This window comes from Pseudoalteromonas sp. PS5, assembly GCF_004103255.1.
GTDB lineage: Bacteria > Pseudomonadota > Gammaproteobacteria > Enterobacterales > Alteromonadaceae > Pseudoalteromonas > Pseudoalteromonas peptidolytica.
Genome location: NZ_RCSQ01000085.1, coordinates 1 through 18,226 on the forward strand (window position 1 = coordinate 1; position 18,226 = coordinate 18,226).

The window sequence follows — 18,226 nt, forward strand, 5'->3', positions numbered from 1 at the left end:
AATAGACCACTTAATTAAGCAAGTTGGTATAAGTTAAGCAAGTGACCCGTAACATAGAAGCAAGATTGTTAATCTCACCATGACGTTCTATCACCTCTTGATACAGTGTAGATATAAACTCAGCGAGTGATAGTTGCTCCTGTTTTGCGATAATTTCTAACACAGACCAAATTTCGTTTTCTAACGCAAGGCTTGTTACCACGCCTTGAATACGAATAGAGCGCCGATCAACTTCATATCGATGCGGTGCCGTTGAAGCGTATAGCTCACACATAAACATTCCAAAGGTTACAAATGGCAAAAATGATACATACCATGATCAGAGTAAAAGATGCTGATCAGTCAATTAGATTTTATCACGACGTATTTGCATTGACTGTAAAACGACGTATAGATTTTAGCAACTTTTCTCTTATTTATCTGGGTAATGGGCAAACCTCGTTTGAGCTAGAGTTGACTTGGAACCATGACATGCAGTCAGAATACATTCATGGAAATGGCTACGGGCACCTTGCTTTTGTTGTAGATGAACTAGAGTCTACCTTTGAGCAAGCCCAGGCGCTTGGTTACCGGCCAAAGGCAATTAAAGATTTTTACAATCAAGATGTGCTAGTTGCCAAGTTCTTTTTTATCACCGATCCTGATGGGTATGAGATTGAAGTTATTGAGAAAAGCGATGTATATCGCTGATCTGAGATTTAGGATAAAAGCGAGATAACCTGAAGCTGCGTTAGGGATCGAGTGAGTTTATCGTGTATTACACACGCCTGACATTATACTTTTCAGCAAAGAATTAGGTATAACGCAGCTTTTATGCTTACTCTTGCAAGATTTCAGTTTTTTTAGGCTCGACTAACTCACACTCCAGCGCAACTCCTTGGGTAGGCGCAATTTCTTGATATAGGGTAGCCTCTGATTATACAAAACTTTTTGCAGTCCGAATTAATGCCACTCTGAAGGTATGGTTAAAGGTTACCCAGAAAAAAGCCGCGTCTCCGCGGCTTAGATGATTGGACTAATCATTATTTTCTATGCACCTGTCACTACTGAGCAAGTCACCGGCACATTAATTGTTTCAGCTGTACCGTCCGCTGTAATTGTTGCAGTTACAGGGCCTGTCGCATTAGCTATTCTTGGCTTAACTGACACGGTATAGGTTTGCCCTTGAACCATGTCACTTAAAGTGTAGGTGCCGCTGCCACCATTTGTAGCCACTCGTCTTGAGCTATTACCCCGAGCATACCTCACAACGGCAGCAGGTACTGGTGTAGATACGGTACTATCGTTTGTACAAGTCGCTGTTATAGAGACGTTTTCACTCACTAGTGTAACAGGGTTAGTCAGCGGTGTATCAAAAGTGCCACAAACAGGGATTTCACCATTTGATTGAAACCAAGTGTTACCAGAAAAGTCAAACACTCTAATACTTGCAGTTGCAGTCGACGATACATTAACTCGTGATGATTGAGGTCCGGTCAACAATGTGGTGTTACCATCTTGTGTAATCCCAAACAACTCGCCCATATCTGAAGACTGCAAAGTCACAAGTAACCCTGAGCTTGGCACTAATGCACCGGATGTATTGATTATCACGCCAGCATCACAGCGAGGTTCATTTCTTGTAACAGCGAAGAAAGTTAAGTGATCCGTTTGAAAGGTACCGTTGTAGGTGTTTGTGGCCTCATTTAACGCGCCAACGGTGACCATTTGTTCTTCAGCAGACCATACGCCAGTGTCCTCATTGTGCGATCTGAGGTTTAGCATATCACCAGTTTTAACCTCTACACCATTGACTTTTTTTCCAGCTGGTATGGACATTGAAACGGTGATTGGGCTTGAGAATTTTTTAACTTTTTTACCGTTTGCAGCTGTCATTACAACATTTGATACTCCAATAGATTGAAGTACGTTGCCAGAGTCGTTACCAGTATTCAAGCCAGCAGGTAAAACTAAGGCTGCTGCTGAGCTATTTGAGTCTGCACCACTCACGTTAAGTGAAACAGCGCCAGAGATAGCAGTACCATCCGCATCCTGTAATACAACACCTGAAGGGATTTTTGCACTAGCTCCAGCTTTACCCGTTGTTTCAGCAACAATTTCACTGGTGGTTGTACCATCAGTACCTACTGACGCTTCAACAGTAGTGTCAGACACATCATCACCAGTTTTGGCCACGATAGGAAGCAGAGTATTGACAGCGGTGCTGTCCCCTGATGTCTCAAGCGCTACTGTAAAGTCTTTACTAAAGTAACCTTCAGCACTTACCCGAATGGTCACCTCACTCAATTCGGCGCCCTCTTTTTTGGTGAATATGAAAGCACCTTCCTCATCACTCAGTGATGTTATCGCATTACCATCTACGTCTACAATATTGCTTGATACCGCTCCACTTTCTAGGAAGCGGATTGTGCTTGGCACAATATCATTTGACGTTCTATCCACAACGCTCGCACTGATCACTAGAGCGAGTGGATCTGAACTTTCTGGTGGAACCACTACAGGATCCGTTGGTTCAGGCGGCGGCACAACAACATTATCGTCGTCATCACTAAAACAACCAGAAAGCACAAGTGCTGAAGCCACTGATAAGGCCAGTACAGACTTTTTATTTGAAATCATGATTAATCCTTGTTCCGATTTTTAAAGCGCACGAGTGCGCAGTAGCGCATTTTTTAATATCAAATAAAAACTATAGAAGAGGTTTTAAATTTCTCCAGCTTTGGAATGAGATTTTTATGGCGCTGATCACCCGTTACTTCCAAACTGGTGCAGCTTGTGGAAGAAATTTTTAGTAGAGCTGATCTAAATGCCAGCTCTACTGCTTTGTTTTATAAAATATTAGGCTCCTGTTACCTCAGAGCAAGATATTGTGATATTCAATGACTCTGCTGCACCTCCTGCAGTTATAGTCGTAGTTTGAGCAGCGACGGGGCCATTGGTATCATTGACGCGAGGGTTAATGCTCACGTTGTATGTTGAACCTTCAACCATGTCAGAAAACTGATAAGAGCCGGCACCTAAATTTACAGCTGTTTTAGCAGAAAAACCAGGTAGAGAGTAACGTACAACTGAAGCTGTGAGTGGTACAGACACAGTAGCATCGTTACTACACGTAGCTGTTAGACTGAAGGTTTCAGCAACATAGGTTACAGGTTCAACAAGCTCAGCCTGCACCGTTCCACACACTGGGACTTCACTTACCGAGTCAAACCAAATGTTATTAGAGAAGTCGAATACCCTGACTCGAGCCGTTGCCTCAGCAGAAACGCCATAACGAGTCGCAAGCGCACCACTTAATATTCTCAAAGAGCTTGAGCCCCCAGGCGCGTAACCACTTGCGCTTGCATCAGATGAGGTTTCTGTTACCAAAAGGCCCGCAGAAGGCACGGCTGCTCCAGTAAAATTAACCACCATATCATTGGTACAAGCTGGCGTTGAACGCGTTATGGCAAAAAACGTTAGATGGTCAGTTTGAAAAGACCCAGTATAGGTATTGGTCTCCGCATTAAAGCTCCCAACCGTAGCTTGAGTAGACTCAGCAGTCCATACACCGGTATCTTCATTGTGAGACTTAAGGCTCAATGTATCGCCAGTTTTGATTGGTACACCGTTCACCGTTGTTGTTGCTGGGATAGAAGTCGTTACTGTGATTGGGTTTGAAAACTGCTTAACTTTGCTACCTGACGCGCTATTCACTAACACGTTTGCCACCCCAACTGCTTGCTCGATATTAGCAGCGCCGCCTGCATTCAGTCCTTCAGGTAAAATAGCAGTGACTGCACTGGTTGAAGCGTCTGCGCCACTGACATTAACCGAAACTTGGCCAGTGACAGGGTTGCCTGACGCATCTCGCAGAATAACCCCTGCGGGTATGTTAGCCCCAACGGCCGCTTTACCTGAAGTTTGCGCTACAATCGCTTCAGAAGACGAACCATCATCTCCTATCGTTGCAGGAACCACAGTATCTGATACACCCTCAGCATTTTTGGAGGTGATCGCCAACTGCACGGGCAGCACCGTTTGCCCTTCTTGTGCCGTTAAGTTAACCACAAAACTTTTACCGATATAACCGTCAGCGGTTATACTCACCGTTACCTCTGTTAGTGTTGCATCCTCTTTTTTTGTAAATGCAAAGCTTCCACCAGTCCCCTCAATCATGGAGATGGCATTACCATCAACATCAACGATATTTTGAGATGCGACACCGTTTTCCAAGAATCGAACATCAGCGTCGACCACCCTTTGCGTTGCTGCATCTACGATATTTGCGCTCACAACCAAAGCTAGTGCATCGGGCAGCTCAGGTGCAACCACAACGGGATCTGTTGGTTCTGTTGGTGGTACCACCACAACCTTGTTGTCATCATCATCACTAAAACAACCTGACAGTGTTAAAGCTGACGCTACAGATAAAGCGAGTAAAGATTTTTTGTTCGAAATCATGATGGATCCTTGTTCCCTTTTAGCAAGCGCCCATTGGCGTGGTGGCGCATTTTGATATGTTGAGATTTAAATATAGAAAAGCTTCAAGGATTGTCTAGGCTGGAGGTAAAATAATTTTATTGTAGAAACATAAGAACTAAAAGGGTTAAGGTAGTTGGGCTGGGCAGCTTATATGGGTGGACAAAATACAATAGTCCATACGAATACACCATGAAAAAGGCCAATGATAAAATCATTGGCCTTGACAAACCGTCAACTTATTTTAAGACGGCTCACAATAACGATAAATGCTTATGCACCTGTAACTTCTTCACAAGTAACAGGAATGTTACCAGACTCACCGTTACTATCTGCTGTAATTTCGAAAGACTGAGGTGATGCACCTTCAATACGAGGGTCTACTTGTACGCTATAAGAATTCCCTTCAACTAAGTTCGTCAAAGAAAATTGGCCATTACCTGTGCTAGATGCAACCAAACGAGCTCTATTAGGTTGTCCGTAAGTAACCAAAGCAGCAGACATATCAATGGTCTGCGTCTCATCATTTGTACATGCAGCGGTTAGTGAGAACGTTTCATCTACTGTTGGGTTCGTATTCGCAAGCTCAATATCAACTGTACCACACAGTGATGCGTTTGCAGCACTTCCCCAAGAAGTGCCATTGATATCAGATACCAGAACTTCTACCGTCGTATTTTCAGTAATACCAAGGTTTGCAGCTGTTTCAGCCGTTGCTAACTCTAGTGATGTTGAACCACCAGCAAGAGCGCGAGTCAGATTAATTGAGTTTGAGACAAAGCGAACGTACAGACCTGAAGCAGGTACAGCTTCACCGGTAAAGTTTACTGTGGCTGCCGATGTACATGGAGCAACTCTAGACACTGGTACAAATGAGGAAAGGTGCTTAGTCTCAAGTGTAGCTGCAAACATATCAGTTTCAGCATTATAAGCACCAATAGTTACTAGGCTGTCTTCTTCAGTCCACACGCCTGTATCTTCGTTATATGAAGAGTATGGCATTGTATCACCAGTTTTTATCTTTTCGCCGTTTAGCATGGTTGAAGCAGGGACGGACATAGATACAGTAATACTATCACCACCAAAGCTCTTTACTTTGTTACCGTTGGCATCATTCATAATGACAGTTGCAATGCCAGCAGGTACTGAAACTGAGTCACCACCCATACCATTTAGCCCTTCAGGGATAATGGAAGCTGCTGCACTAGATGATGCATCAGCACCTGCAACGTTTAGTGAAACTTCACCAGATACTGGCTCACCTGCAGCATTAAGCAATTGAGTACCAGCTTTAATTTGTGCGCCCGCAGCAGCTTTACCAGACGCTTTACCTGCACTGATAGGCTCAGCTGTTGTACCGCCTTCGATTGTGGCCGTCTCTACATCAGCAACAATACCAGTACCGTTTAAAGAAACCAGCGCTAACTGTGTATTGACAGCAGTAACGCCTTCTGACGCGTTTAGACCTAATATAAAGCTTTTACCAAGGTAGTTATCTGCAGTGACGATAGCTGTAATTTCTGAAATATCAGCACCTTCTTTTTTTGCAAAGACAACTGTACCATCTTCTACTGTTACTTCTGTTATTACTTCGCCGTTTACATCAACGATATTTTGTGAAGGCTCACCATTTTCAAAAAACTTTATCGTTGCTGGTAATACATTAGTAGTTTCTTGATCAACAACGCTTGCAGATATAACAAGAGGAAGTGCTGCTGGTGCTTCCGGAGCAACAACTACTGGATCAGTAGGTTCTGTTGGCGGAATGGTAACGTTGTTATCGTCATCACTAAAACAGCCTGAAAGCGTTAGTGCAGACGCTACAGAGAGCGCTAGTAGAGATTTTTTATTTGTAATCATGATTAGTCCTTGTTTTCCTTTTGTTAACTTTCGCTTTGATGACGCGTTAACTCATAAAAAAAGCCATATTGTGGACAATATGAGCTTAAGTTTTTAAATCATTTTAATTAAGACAGACAGGGACTAAGTCGCTCCCTGACTAAAGCCAACTTAGCTACTTTACCTATTCGAGATAAAACAACCAGATAGTCGAAGTTAGCAGCCTTAATTTATCACAGAAAAGCGGTAGTTCCAACCGCCTGTGATCAGTTGAAAGTAGGATACCTGTGGCATATTAAATAAACAATGAACAAAGTCAAATATGTGGTAAAAACACGCTTACTTAATACTTATTAATTAACAAAGTAGCGATGGTAAAGTACAAATATACAGCAGTGAAGACCACAGACACACCAAGCCCATCTTTTTAGCTGGTATCTATCATTTTTTGATTTCTTATATCATTGTTAATGGTTGAGGAAATTCCCAGTGCTGATAGCTAACTGAATTGTAAGATGTGGTGCTAAATCAATAACATCGCGAGGTAAACTCGCTCCCACAATATGGCCACTTTGATCGGGACAGGTTTCCCCGCGATAAAAATAACGTCTGATTTATCAGTGTAAAACTCAAAAGCGCGGGTTTGCCCCGCGCCTTTATGTATTACCTGTAAGTTAAATACGCTTCTCTCAACCTTGCCAAGTTACTATAAATATAACTGCTTGATAAGCGCCCTTGATTAAGGAATGTTTTGTCTAAATTTACAGGGGTTTTAACTGTATGAGCACGACCAACAACTAAGGCATTAGTCGATTCACCAATACGCGTACTTACCTCATGACGCCACGCTTCATTGCCTTTAATTTGGCCATATCGGATAGGTGCCATATCTTTGCGTGGAGTAAGTGGAATACTAAATGCGATACCAGCTACTTGGACATCAGTATCTTGTGCAAATACAGAAATATAGCTGTCACCAAACCAAAAGCGCGTTTCAAGTTTTACGCCGCTATCTTCATAAAAGAACCGCCCAGCGGTGGCATGAAAGCTCACATCCTGCTCGACCCAGTTATAACGATATGACAAGGTTTGATAATCCCTGTCTAAATCAAAGTCGTCATATTCTAAATACCCAATTTCTGCATTAATTTGGTGACGACCATTTTCACTTAGCCAAGCGGTCTCATTCTTGATGCCTGTGTAATCGTTAAACTCTTTAAAGAAGCCAATATGGGTTTGGTTATAAATACCGTAAGGTAAATCTAGCGTTTGATAGATTGTTGCTTGGGTAACACCACTGTCTTTTGCAAAGCGGCCAAATGGTTTACCGGCCTCATAGTCATCTGTTTTAGCAACTTCCGTTTCAGCGCTAACGCTAATACCACCGCCATACCACATCGGTACATCTACATCGGCTTTAATTGCGAGTGAAAAGTCGTAAACACCTATTTCAGTCGCAAAATGTGAATCTAGTGAAGGCCCAACTGTTACCCGAGGCCTAAAGTAAGGGCTATTGGCCTTAGGCATACCCACCCAAGATACACTGCCGATTGGATCCATTTCTCCGCGGCGAATATCCATATCTGGCGTGCTGCTGGTATTAATAAACTCACGGTAATTGTCTATATCACCACGCACTGAGAGCATTGGAATACCGCGGTTTAGCAACTGAATAGTATATTTGGCATTTGGTTCATCAATGTGCTCTGCAATTCGACCAAGTACCAAACCTATGGCGTCTATATCATTGCGATTAAACACATAGTTCTCAAAACTTACCACAATATGTGGGTCACGATTGAAGCCAACGCTAATAGCCTCAAGGCCATCATCAATTAGGGCATTTTTAAGCTCACGAGTTTGTAATGTGAGGGACTTTCTAAACTCATCTCGCTCAGTTACTTCTTGTTTAGCTTGTTCTAGCGGCTTTTGAGCTAATTCTCGTTGCTGTTGATAATGAGCTTTAAATGCAGCTTCTCGTTTTTTATGGTTATTTAAAATAGGCGCAGGCGCGCTTCAGCGGGGTCATTCAACTGAGCCTGCTTAAATAATGGCATAGAGAAGTTAACTCCCCAAAAGGTGTCCTTTTCAGCATGATCGGTATTACTGTAGAACTTGCTAGTTAACGTAAGCGTACCTACATCGTAAATCCACTTTTTAGGTACTGTTAACCGTAAGCCTGCATTCACAGCATCTGCATCGTGTTCAAGCTGTAATGCAAACCAGTCTAGTGGTTGCCATTCAATCCCTGCAAAAGCACCATCCATTTGCCCTGTAGCACGGTCGCTTACTGCAAAACCCGCAGAAAATCTAAAATCGTTCCATTCACGAGAACCAGCTAGGTAATAAGTTTCGTAGTTATTTGCAGCACCACCTAAGTCTTTACCGCCGATAGCAAGGTTAAACCACTCTTTGGGAATAAAAGGAATTTGGTATTTTAAATTAAAGGAGAGATCTCGCGTTTGCCCTTCAGCCTTCACCTCTGATTTAAACATATTATCGTGCATCGAGCTTGCTGCTATTTGACCACTTACCTCTAGCCCATCGAATAATCCAGCTGAGAATATATAGTTATGACCATCTTCATACCTCACTCCATTTAGATCGAGATTATTATTATAACCAATATCAATACTGCCTTTTTTGAGTACTTCAGCGGTAGGTGTGTTTAATAACCCAGTATAACCTGCAAATGCAGTGTAATTATTTATTTGGGTGTCAGCTAAGACAGGCATACAAGCAAGCACAAAGCTACTTGCAATTATCGTATTTATTTTTGACATGTGCGCAGACCGATTTATAGTTTTGTATTCTTGACATTAGATGAAGTAGAGCAGGCTCACGAGGACTCCTTGCCCTAACTCTTAAGTTTATTCAGCTATCGTACAGTGAACTGTAAAAAAACCCAAGTCCACTGTTAGAGGTTCTGCCTACTGCCGCGCGCACAACCCGATATAACTTTGCTCTAGAAGAGCAACTAATGAGCCGAGTATCTACTATTGCTTATTTTCAATAGCTCCCTCTTGTCATTACAGCTTCCCCCATGAGCACTTTAACTGAGGAGCACTCCGTAGGAGCGAGTTTACCTCGCGAGCTCCTAATTTCTCGCCGCGTAAAGCGGCTCCTACCATTATCCCGCGAAAGGTTTAGTTCCAAACAACTAGAATAAAAAACCGTTTCATTCACTTTATTTGCCATCATTAAGCAACCCATGTGGGAAGAAGCTCACTCCACGGTAGTTATTAAGCCCAACCACTCAAAGCAGCTCTCAGCCAAACCACTACGGGTTTCTGAGATTAACAACTTTTCGCTCTGCTTCGTCTTGAGTAGGAAGCACTTGACGCTTTTCATTCCAAACTAAGTCACAAATACCATCTGTAGGATTAAAGCCCGTAGGCGCTTCTAGCATCAACTTACGGATAAGCTTATGATCAAAGTTATGACAAGCATCATCCATCGCTTTCATTAACGACTCTAACTCAATAAGTGGCAATTTGACCTCATTAGCAGTCATGATTCTTGGGTGTGAAGTATTCTCAACATTGTCACCAATCAAAAGCTCTTCATACAACTTTTCACCGGGTCGTAAACCGGTACATTGAATTTCAATATCACCGTGGGGGTTCGACTCTGACTTAACTTCCAATCCTGATAGGTGAACCATTTTTGTCGCTAAGTCTTTAATTTTAACCGACTCCCCCATATCTAATACAAACACATCACCACCTTTACCCATGGCTCCCGCTTGAATAACTAACTGAGCGGCCTCTGGGATGGTCATAAAAAAACGTGTAATGTCTTGATGAGTCAGGGTAATAGGGCCACCCTCTTTGATTTGTTTGCGAAACAAAGGTACTACAGAGCCACTAGAGCCAAGCACATTACCAAAACGCACCATACAGAATCGTGTATGTTTAGCAGTTACTTTGCTCTCGGCAAGTGCTTGCAACACAAGCTCTGCCATCCTTTTTGTAGCCCCCATTACGTTAGTTGGGCGTACAGCTTTATCTGTAGAGATTAGAACAAAAGTCTCGACCTCGGCATTTATTGCAGCCTTTGCCGTGTAGTATGTGCCAAAAACGTTATTACGTACCCCTTCTACTACATTTTGCTCTACCAATGGTACGTGTTTATAAGCGGCTGCGTGATATACGGTTTGAATACCAAACGCCTTCATGCAGGTTTCAATGCGGTTAATTCGTTGCACCGAGCCTATCACCGGGACAATTTCAACAGTAATCCCTTTATCTAATGCTAATTGGGCTAATTCTTTTTCAATGTTATATAGGCCAAACTCCGATACCTCAAATAGCACTAACTTTTTTGGTTCGTTTAAGACAATTTGCCTACATAGCTCAGAGCCGATAGAGCCACCAGCTCCTGTTACCATAATGACTTTATTTTTGATATTGGCAGCCATTAAATCTGTTTTTGGTACCACAGGGTCACGCCCGAGTAAGTCTTCAATTTCAACTTCTTTAATTTCACTTAACTGGGCTTTGCCATCAATAACATCCGCCATACCAGGCACCGTCATCACTTCCAGTGGTAACTTTTCCAGCTTAGTTAAAATTTCTTTTCGACGAGAGCGAGGTACGCTCGGCAAAGCGAGCAATACTTTATCCACCCGCTTTTTGTCAATTAAGTTATAAATTTCATCAAAAGCGACTACGGGGATCCCTTGAATAATAGCGTTATGTTTACTCTTATCGTCATCTAGATACGCAGTAACATAATAGTCCGGCCCAGTTGCGAGCGCTGTAGCTAACTGCCTACCAGCATCACCTGCTCCATAAATAACCACTGGAGTTTTAGTAAATGAAGTAAGCCTCCAGATGATCGCTCGCACTAAAATACGCGAGCCACCAACAGATAAGATCATTAGCCACGCGTAAATAAATGGCATAGTACGAGGAAGGGCAGTATGAGTAAAAAATGAGGAAAGTACAAGCACCACAGTACTAATGAGTGTGCCAAGTACCACAGCGCCCACAGCATTTGCTCCGACATAACGAAGTACAGCGCGGTACAAACCAAGTTTTACAAAAATAACTAAACTAGCTGGTAGTAATATACCAAGTACTAGCCAATTCTTATAGTTAGCAAGTGGAGCCAAGCTATCTAACCTAACGATAAGCGCTAACCAAAATGCTGTAATAATAAATAAAGAATCTAATACGAGGGTGAGCAGTCGCTTTTGGCTACGAGAAGCACCTAATAAGGCGCGAAACCAACTATCCATTGTGTTCCCTTTTTTATTCAAATCCGAACTAAAACCGCAGGCAAACTAAAGCATAGTACACATTACGGTATACACAAAAATAGCAAACATGTTTGGAGGAAACATGAAGAGTATAATTGTACTCTTCACTATTTATTTTGATGCTTTTTTGAGCACCCCTTCAATAGCAGCGCAAGTTTTGTTAATTTCTTCAGTTGTAAGTGTAGGATGTACCAAAAACATCAAAGATGTTTCACCCAATTCTACCGCATTCGTTAAACGCTTTTTTGGCCGCCATGGCGTATTATCAAAGGCTTTTTCTAAGTAAACTTCTGAGCAACTACCTTGAAAACAAGGCACGCCAAGTGTGTTGATTTCGTCGACTATGCGATCTCTTGTCCAGCCTACCTCTAGCTCCGCAGAGTTTACAAACAAATAATGTTTATACTCTGCATGCTCAATATAATCCGGCACGTTCACTGTACGTACGACATTGAATGCTTTTGCAACTTGATCTATCGCCTGGGCATTGCTTTGCCTTTTAGCAGTCCAGTCTGACATACGAGTAAGCTGGATACGCCCGATCGCAGCTTGCATTTCTGTCATTCGCCAATTGGTACCAAAGCTCTCATGCAACCAGCGAAATCCCGGAGGGTGTTCACGATTGTAAATGGCATCAAAGCTTTTGCCGTGGTCTTTATAACTCCACATTTTTGACCATAGGTCTTTGGAGTTTGTAGTAACCATTCCACCTTCACCACCAGTGGTCATTATTTTATCTTGGCAAAATGACCAAGCACCTATATGGCCTATAGTACCAACCGAACGCCCCTTATACTTAGCACCATGTGCCTGAGCACAGTCTTCTATAACATAGAAGCCATACTCTTTACTGAGGGCCATAATTGCATCCATTTCAGCAGGCATCCCAGCTAAATGCACCACAATAACGGCTTTTGTTTGTGGCGTTAAAACCGCTTTAATAGACTCAGCAGTAATAGCTTGGCTATTTAAGTCAACGTCGGCAAATACAGGAGCCGCCCCAACTGTAACAATACTACTTGCAGAAGCTAAGAAAGTACGAGGAGTAGTAATAACCTCGTCTCCTTCGCCAACATTCAATGCTTTCAACGCAACATCTAACGCTAATGTGCCATTACCAAGTGCAATCGCGTATTCCGCGCCAGTCCAAGCTGCAAACTCTTTTTCAAATTCACGCCCTTTTGTACCTGTCCAGTAATTCACTTTGTTAGAAAGTACAACTTTACTTACTGCGTCTGCTTCTTGCTGAGTAAAGCTAGGCCAAGGGGAAAACGGGGAATTTAACATCTTAATCCTTCACAACTTTAGCAGGGTTACCATATGCTGTAACACCTGCTGGAATATTTTGTACAACAACAGAACCGGCACCAATAATCGCTAGTTCTCCAACTTCAATCAACTGTTTAAAAGAGCTCCCAATACCTACCCACGCTCCACTGGCAATTTTACAGCCGCCAGCAATGGCTGAACTTGGGCTTATGTGAACATAGTCCTGTATAAAACAGTCGTGCTCAACTGTCGCATTCGTGTTGATGATAGAGCCCCGACCGACTTGAGCAAAAGCGTTGATCACTGCACCAGCCATAACAACTGTACCTTCACCAAGGCTAGCTAATTTACTTACCGTAGCACTCGGGTGGAGCAATGCAGGCGTTTTAGCTCCAAGAGCTAACAGTTTCTCCAGCTTCTCTTTTCTAATTTGATTATTACCAATAGCAACTATTACGCCTTCGTAATTATCGAGTCTTTGAGCTAACGCTTCCGAATCTCCAACTACAGACCAGTGCTCAAGCTTGCTCTTAACTCCAAATGTATCATCAAAGAACTCGACGTGATAAGCATTTAATTCAGCGATTTCCGCTATTACTTTTCCGTGACCACTTGCCCCTAAAATAGCCAGTTTAGCCATCATTTTGATTTCCTTTGAACGGCTCCATAGTCACGTGTCCATCACCACTTATTCCTTCGCGTACAAAGACTTTTTTTACAGTCAAAAAGAGTATTTTTATATCGAGTAAAAAGCTTTGGTTTTCAACATACCAAACATCAAGCTTAAATTTTTCTTCCCAGCTAATTGCATTGCGGCCATTCACTTGTGCCCAACCAGTAATCCCAGGACGGACATTATGGCGACGCGCTTGCTCAAGATTATAAAGAGGTAAGTACTGAACGAGTAAAGGTCTAGGTCCAACTAAGCTCATATCCCCTTTAATCACATTTAGCAATCCAGGTAGCTCGTCTAAGCTAGTTGAACGTAAAAAACCACCAAACTTGGTCATACGCTGGTCATCTGGCAATAAGTTCCCCTGCTTATCTTTAGCATCGAGCATGGTTCTGAACTTCATCATCTCAAACACCTTACCATTCAAGCCGGGTCGTTCTTGAGTAAATAAAATAGGCGAGCCCAGTTTAAAACGAATCAGTACAGCTACAACAACAATTACAGGTAACACTGTGAATATTGCACAGAGACTAACAAAAAAATCAAAAGTACGCTTAAACATTGACAGCATCCAAAAGTGTTTTCTCTACCCGTTCGGCCATTATATCCCTTGAAAAATGCTCATATGAGAGCAATTTACAACTTTCAATGGCTTTAGCGTACTTACTTTCATCGTTTAAAAAGCACGAAATACTTTTAGATGCTTTCTCATAGTCATCAACATCCAATACTAAACCACAATTATACTCATTAATGAATTCTTGTTGCCAACCCCCGTAATTAATTGCAATTGGAGTTTGTGATGCTAACGCATCAAACAATTTATTTGCCGAGTTATGCCACATTTCTTTCACAGGTCCAAATAAAGATAACGATAAGTCAGCAGCAGATAGCAGCTCAACGATCTCGGTTTTAGGAACTGGTGGTAGTATATAAAGGTTATTATTTAAAACCCCTGCTTTCTTAGCATCGGCAATCACTTGCTGCTTTTCCATACCATCACCAATAGCCACAAAACATAAATTAGCATCGAGCTTTTGTGCTGCTTTTGCAAGTTCCACAATATAACCCACCTTATTAATTAAACCAAAGGTGCCTGTGTAGGTAATTAACTTGCGGCCACGCACAAAATCGAGTTTAGTGTCTAAGTAATTACGACCAACACTTTTATCCACATCAAATAAACCAGTGTCGCAGCTATTAGTCGCTAAAGTAACATGCTCAACGGGAATACCATGTCTTGTAATACCATCACACATTCCCGGCGATAAGCCAATAAGGCGTTTGGAATTTTTATAAGTGTATTTTTCTAACCAAGTTGCAAACCTAATAACAAGTTTATTTTTAATCACACCTGTTGCGACTGGTAACTCAGGCCAAAGATCACGAACCTCAAAAACGAGAGGGACTTTTTTTCGCTTAGAGTAAATCAAGCTAGGAATTGCAATTGTTAATGGTGTACTGGTCGCATAAACTACATCAGCTTTGATCGAAAGTGACTTTGACGTTGATTTAATTGAGAAGCTGATAAATTTGAAAATACGCTTAATAAAGCTATCTTTGTTTGAGTAGTCAAGATGTAGCACGTGTAGCTTAATCCCATGAATTTCAACAAAGTTCCAGCCATTTTTCAAATTATAATTTTCAGAAAAGTATGCCGAGCTTGTTACAAATGTAACATTGTGGCCACTTTTAACTAGCCGCTTCGCCATTTCATATGAGCGAGTTCCCGCATTCGACTCTGGTGTAGCGAAGTACTGGTGTAGATAAATAATTTTCACTCCCACCTCCCACTAACCAGTTGCAACAAATCATGTACTAAAACTAAACTTTTTAACTCAGACTCAGTTTCTGAATAACACCTTAATTCAGGTGCATTACCAGAAGGCCTCAAATGCACAACATCACCATTTTCAATTGTAATTCTTACACCATCGATTGTATTTACTTCATATTCAAGTTCATAACCAAGCTGAGCAATGAAGTTGCTAGCATCTTTATTAAGTTCTTCAATTAATTCTACACTTTTTTCTTTAGCAAAGTTTTGCAAGCGGTCACTTGCTGTAAATCGTTGTGGTAATTTCTTAATTTGGGATGATATTGGCTGGTTCTGTGTTAGCAACATAAGCGCAGGTAGAAGTGCATCACGAGTAGGTAATGCTTTGATTATTTTTCCATTTAAACTAACATCAGAACCCAATAAATATCCTCCATTAGCTTCAAAACCAGCTACATTTTGATAGTCATTTTTTAGGTTCGCAAACTTAGCTATTACATAAGGTGATCCGATCTTTGTTCGAACTACATTTTTAAAACTATTTGACTGTTCAATTGCAGTATTACAGCTAACAGGCACTGCTAAAGCGTCAATGCTTAGTAATTGACTACATAGCAACCCCAATATATCACCACGCAACCAGTTGCCATTTTCATCTGCAATTAATGGGCGGTCTCCGTCTCCATCAGTTGAAAAAATAGCATCAAACTTATATTCGTTTGACCAATTGAATGCTTTTTGCTGATCCGCATCCGACACTGCTTCAGTATCTATAGGAACAAATTCGTCGCTACGGCCAAGACTTGTTACTTCTGCACCTAACCGCTGAAATAGTGATTTATAGATATCACGACCAGCACTCGAATGCTCATATATACCTATCCTTTTGTGTGCTAGAGAGTCTTCGCTAAATAAGGTCGCATAACGATTTATATAAGCCTCTTCAGCGTCCTTACTTACTATAAGTTCAGGTAAATGATTAATCGTGCTTAGCTCTGCCGTATTAGCCAAAATAGCTTGTTCATCAGCCTTTGTAATTTCACCATCGGGACGATAAAACTTTAGCCCATTGCGGTCAAATGGGATATGGCTACCAGTTACCATAATTGCTGGCATATCATCTTGCATTGCTTTATGGGCAAGTGCTGGAGTTGGAATCACTCCATAATACACAACACCTATATCACGTTGATTTAGGGCAGCAGCACAAGCCTGCGCAATTACATAACTACTTGGCCGATTATCTATCGCAATCGCCACAGTATCAAACTTAAATTCACCTTTAATTGCTGAGATAAAGGCTATCGCAAATGCCGCATTCACATCTGTGGTAAAATCTTTAACAAGTCCACGAGCACCACTTGTACCAAAAGCAATACCGCTATGAGCAATAACTTCTGAGCAAACTAACGGGCTATCCATAAAAAACCTATCTAATTTAATCTTTATATAAACTTACAAGCGAGTACAATTTCAACTAATAAAATACACTAACTGCATGTCAAATGACATCTAACCGTGATACCCACTTTTTAGTTTACTTCACTCGACCATAGCGGTCTTCAAAACGTACAATATCATCTTCGCCTAAGTAGGGACCTGACTGCACTTCAATAAGTTCTAAATCTACTTTACCAGGGTTTTCTAGTGCATGAACTGCGGTAATAGGAATGTATACTGACTCATTTTCAGTCACGAACTGCTCAGTGTCATCGATTTGTACTTTTGCAGTACCAGAAACCACAATCCAATGCTCTGCTCTGTGGTGGTGCATTTGCACAGATAACTTTGCACCTGGCTTTACCGTGATACGTTTTACTTGGAAGCGCTCACCGTTATCTACTGAGTCATATTTACCCCAGGGACGATATACTTCACGGTGGAATTTCACTTCAGATCGCGCGTCAGCTTTCAACTGGCTAACGATTTGTTTTACCTTTTGAGATTCATCTTTGTGCGCAACTAATACAGCATCTTTGGTATTGACGATGACTAAGTCTTCAACACCCACTGTTGTGACTAGCTTGTCTTCACCAAATACTAAAGTGTTTTTTGTATCTACAGATTTAACGTCGCCGATGAAAGCATTACCATTTTCATCTTGAGTCGATACTTCCCACAAAGCTGAAAATCCGCCTACATCGCTCCAGCCGGCATTCATAGGAACCACAACTGCGTCTTGTGTGTGTTCCATTACTGCATAATCAACAGATTCATCTGGGCATGCTTCAAATGCTTCTTTATCTACTCGTACAAAGTCCATGTCATTATTTTGTATTTGTACTGCTTTTTCACACGCTTCATAAATATCTGGGCGAAATGCTTTTAGCTCTTCAAGATAACGACTAGCTTTAAATAAGAACATGCCGCTATTCCAGTAATAGTAACCACTGGCAATATATTCATGAGCCGCCTCAAGATTCGGCTTTTCGACAAAACTATCAACAACAAAGCCGCTTTCAACTTCAGCACCACGCTTGATATAGCCATAGCCCGTCTCTGGCGTATTGCCGACAATACCAAAGGTCACTAATTTACCTTGCTCTGCCAACAACGTTGCTTTATTTACACTTTCTTGGAAAGCAGCTTGGTTTTCAATGACGTGGTCAGCAGCTAAAACGAGCAATAATGCATCTTGATTGTTTTCAACTGCTTTAAAAGCTGCTAACGCAATAGCAGGTGCGGTGTTACGACCCACTGGCTCTAAAAAGATACCACTGTGCGCTACGCCTATTTGGCGAACTTGCTCTGCGGCGATAAAGCGGTGCTCTTCATTACAAATTAACATTGCTGGTGCATGTTCAAGACCATTCAATCTTAAAATAGTCTCTTGCAGCATCGTGTTTTCACCATGCAACTTTAAAAATTGTTTTGGGTAGTTTCCGCGTGATAATGGCCATAAACGTGTGCCTGAACCGCCTGCCATGATGATTGGAAGTATCAT

The 18,226-nt window shown here is 41.8% G+C and carries 14 protein-coding genes; 1 reads left to right on the forward strand and 13 read right to left on the reverse strand.

The window, feature by feature from the left end:
• Nucleotides 1–10: 10 nt before the first annotated feature.
• A complete protein-coding gene (locus tag D9603_RS11955) occupies nt 11–274 on the reverse strand; it encodes a ribbon-helix-helix domain-containing protein (protein ID WP_128731481.1) in 264 nt (87 codons plus the stop codon).
• Between the two features lie 20 nt (nt 275–294).
• Between D9603_RS11955 and D9603_RS11960 the strand changes: the two genes are divergently transcribed.
• The gene (locus D9603_RS11960) at nt 295–690 is read left to right on the forward strand and encodes a VOC family protein (protein WP_128731482.1); all 396 of its coding nucleotides are present in this window, start codon (nt 295–297) and stop codon (nt 688–690) included.
• A gap of 339 nt (nt 691–1,029) precedes the next feature.
• On the opposite strand, the gene D9603_RS11965 is transcribed toward D9603_RS11960, so the two are convergent.
• The 12 genes from D9603_RS11965 to D9603_RS12015 form a co-directional block, all read right to left on the reverse strand.
• Nucleotides 1,030–2,619 carry a hypothetical protein gene (locus D9603_RS11965; RefSeq protein ID WP_128731483.1) on the reverse strand — a complete coding sequence of 530 codons (1,590 nt, stop codon included), beginning with the start codon at nt 2,617–2,619 and terminating at the stop codon, nt 1,030–1,032.
• Nucleotides 2,620–2,838: 219 nt separating this feature from the next.
• Entirely contained in the window at nt 2,839–4,443 is a 1,605-nt protein-coding gene (locus D9603_RS11970; RefSeq protein ID WP_128731484.1) for a hypothetical protein, read from the reverse strand.
• Nucleotides 4,444–4,734: 291 nt separating this feature from the next.
• Nucleotides 4,735–6,321 carry a hypothetical protein gene (locus tag D9603_RS11975; RefSeq protein WP_128731485.1) on the reverse strand — a complete coding sequence of 529 codons (1,587 nt, stop codon included), beginning with the start codon at nt 6,319–6,321 and terminating at the stop codon, nt 4,735–4,737.
• A gap of 642 nt (nt 6,322–6,963) precedes the next feature.
• Complete coding sequence (locus D9603_RS22125; RefSeq protein ID WP_241651654.1) at nt 6,964–8,301, reverse strand: YjbH domain-containing protein; 1,338 nt, start codon at nt 8,299–8,301, stop codon at nt 6,964–6,966.
• Entirely contained in the window at nt 8,295–9,083 is a 789-nt protein-coding gene (locus D9603_RS22130; protein ID WP_241651650.1) for a YjbH domain-containing protein, read from the reverse strand. The genes D9603_RS22125 and D9603_RS22130 overlap by 7 nt, the downstream gene beginning before the upstream one ends.
• A gap of 497 nt (nt 9,084–9,580) precedes the next feature.
• The gene (locus tag D9603_RS11985; RefSeq protein WP_128731486.1) at nt 9,581–11,542 is read right to left on the reverse strand and encodes a nucleoside-diphosphate sugar epimerase/dehydratase; all 1,962 of its coding nucleotides are present in this window, start codon (nt 11,540–11,542) and stop codon (nt 9,581–9,583) included.
• A 132-nt stretch (nt 11,543–11,674) separates the two neighbouring features.
• Nucleotides 11,675–12,850, reverse strand: a complete 1,176-nt coding sequence (locus tag D9603_RS11990) for a DegT/DnrJ/EryC1/StrS aminotransferase family protein (protein WP_128731487.1) — start codon at nt 12,848–12,850, stop codon at nt 11,675–11,677.
• Between the two features lies 1 nt (nt 12,851).
• Nucleotides 12,852–13,475: an acetyltransferase gene (locus D9603_RS11995; protein ID WP_128731488.1), complete on the reverse strand. Its 624-nt coding sequence runs from the start codon at nt 13,473–13,475 to the stop codon at nt 12,852–12,854.
• Nucleotides 13,465–14,067 (reverse strand): sugar transferase, encoded by a 603-nt coding sequence (locus D9603_RS12000; protein ID WP_128731489.1) that lies wholly within the window; start codon nt 14,065–14,067, stop codon nt 13,465–13,467. Before D9603_RS12000 ends, D9603_RS11995 begins: the two co-directional genes overlap by 11 nt.
• Nucleotides 14,060–15,286, reverse strand: coding sequence for a glycosyltransferase family 4 protein (locus D9603_RS12005; protein ID WP_128731490.1), 1,227 nt, complete (start codon nt 15,284–15,286; stop codon nt 14,060–14,062). Before D9603_RS12005 ends, D9603_RS12000 begins: the two co-directional genes overlap by 8 nt.
• Nucleotides 15,283–16,704, reverse strand: coding sequence for a phosphomannomutase (locus D9603_RS12010; protein WP_128731491.1), 1,422 nt, complete (start codon nt 16,702–16,704; stop codon nt 15,283–15,285). The genes D9603_RS12005 and D9603_RS12010 overlap by 4 nt, the downstream gene beginning before the upstream one ends.
• Before the next feature lie 115 nt (nt 16,705–16,819).
• Complete coding sequence (locus D9603_RS12015; protein WP_128731492.1) at nt 16,820–18,226, reverse strand: mannose-1-phosphate guanylyltransferase/mannose-6-phosphate isomerase; 1,407 nt, start codon at nt 18,224–18,226, stop codon at nt 16,820–16,822.